This is a genomic window from Oceanobacillus sp. HCA-5259 (assembly GCF_037892815.1).
GTDB classification, from domain to species: Bacteria; Bacillota; Bacilli; order Bacillales; family Amphibacillaceae; genus Oceanobacillus; species Oceanobacillus indicireducens.
On the sequence record NZ_JBBKBV010000100.1, the window covers coordinates 1 to 708 of the forward strand.

General features: G+C 35.5%; 1 protein-coding gene. It reads right to left on the reverse strand.

Annotation, left to right across the window (positions count from 1 at the left end):
- Nucleotides 1–206: 206 nt before the first annotated feature.
- The coding region (locus tag WKU33_RS18995; protein WP_340456143.1) for a hypothetical protein at nucleotides 207–708 on the reverse strand (502 nt) is incomplete at its 5' end.

A 708-nucleotide genomic window follows, 5' to 3' on the forward strand; every position in this document is an offset into this window, starting at 1 on the left:
GCAAATATCTATAATACTTCACAATCTAGCCTCCAATATCGCCTATAGTTGATATCTTTCATATCTTGAGTCCTTTGAGTAATCCCATACTCTTCCATATATTTACTTTACTTTCACATTCTTGTTCCGTAAGATCCTTATATTCCAAATCAATCAGTCGTAATCTCATTTCATTAGTAGATATCATATTTCCACTCATCAATTACTCATTCGCTTTCCTTTGATTGTTCAGTGAAATGAATCGACTCTATTTGCTGTTTCATCACATCTTTACCTTTAGCTATTATTTCCGTACATTCTTCTTTACTAACAATACATTCTGACTCATATAGAATGCTTATCCCTCCATCATCTGATTCATTTTGTAAAAAACCAGCATAACCAAAATATGTTTCATCTTCTTCAAAATAAGAAAGATATAAGGTGCTATCGCCAGAAGTAAACTCATCAAATAAAAGTTCGTCATTAAATTGTTGATTAATCATACCTAGGGTCGTGTCTTCCCGCCCCTTTTCATGCAGGGAGCTAAAGTTTAATCTAATGGAACTCTTCATCTTACCAGCGTCCACTCCAATAAACAAACCTTCCTCCTCTTTATCCTTAAGCGCATAACCATGAGGATCAATCGTTGCGTTTATCGGAAAGTCCATCTCATACTTTCCCGTCCCGGATAAAAATGGATAATAACCAGGTCTCGTTTCTTCCGTC